Origin of the sequence: Methylocaldum sp. (assembly GCF_035627495.1) — a bacterium.
Classification (GTDB): domain Bacteria; phylum Pseudomonadota; class Gammaproteobacteria; order Methylococcales; family Methylococcaceae; genus Methylocaldum.
In genome coordinates this window covers 1-1,089 of record NZ_DASPLO010000048.1, presented here as the reverse complement: position 1 = coordinate 1,089, position 1,089 = coordinate 1, and the positions used below count along the sequence as shown (strand labels likewise).

Below are 1,089 nucleotides of genomic sequence, written 5' to 3'. Positions count from 1 at the left end.
CACTCCGCCTTCGCGGTGCTTTTCACCTTTCCCTCACGGTACTGGTGCACTATCGGTCGCCAAGTGTGTTTAGCCTTGGAGGGTGGTCCCCCCGGATTCCCACGGGATTCCTCGTGTCCCGTGGTACTTGGGATCCGTCTGCGGTCTTCGCCCTTTCGCTTACGGGGCTGTTACCCCCTGTGGCCGGCCTTTCCATGCCTGTTCAGCTAGAGCTCTGACATCGCACGATGACGTCCCGCAACCCCGCCCTCACTTGCGTGAAGACGGTTTAGGCTACATCCCCGGTCGCTCGCCGCTACTGGGGGAATCTCTTTTGATTTCTTTTCCTCGCCCTACTGAGATGTTTCAGTTCAGGCGGTGCCCTCCTCATGCCCTATGGATTCAGGCATGGGTGACCAGGCATTACCCTGGCCGGGTTGCCCCATTCGGAAATCCCCGGATCTACGCTCGCTTGCAGCTCCCCGAGGCTTATCGCAGCTAACCGCGTCCTTCTTCGGCACTTGGCGCCAAGGCATCCACCGTGTGCCCTTTGTAGCTTGACCTCTTCTCGAGGTGTTCTACTCGGCAAACACATACCTGTGAATGCTTCACATTTCACCACTGTACAGTTTTCAAGGTACAAGAAGCCCGAGTTTCCTCGGACCCTCAAAACTAGAAGTGTAGAGTTTGGAGCGTTTCGCACGCTTGTTGGTTTCCCTCGTGACCGTTTTGGTGGCCCCGAGTATCGACCAGGAAGTCGCACCACTCCCGCTGCTAGGCAGGTGACGATGTGGCGACATGTGCGCCACATCGGCGCCCCACTGGACAGTGGGGGGTAGGTGCGGGGGGCGACAGCCCCCTGCTCTTCCTTAGAAAGGAGGTGATCCAGCCGCACCTTCCGATACGGCTACCTTGTTACGACTTCACCCCAGTCACCGGCCCCACCTTCGGCGGCTGCCTCTCTTTCGAGTTAGCTCACCGACTTCGGGTGTTACCAGCTCCCATGGTGTGACGGGCGGTGTGTACAAGGCCCGGGAACGTATTCACCGCGGCGTGCTGATCCGCGATTACTAGCAACTCCGGCTTCACGCAGGCGAGTTGCAGCCTGCG

2 rRNA genes are annotated in these 1,089 nt (G+C 59.1%); both read right to left on the bottom strand.

Features of this window, described 5'->3' with window-relative positions:
* A 23S ribosomal RNA gene (locus VEB01_RS04010) occupies positions 1–542 on the bottom strand; the annotation flags it as partial.
* Positions 543–852: 310 nt separating this feature from the next.
* Positions 853–1,089, bottom strand: a 16S ribosomal RNA gene (locus VEB01_RS04005); the annotation flags it as partial.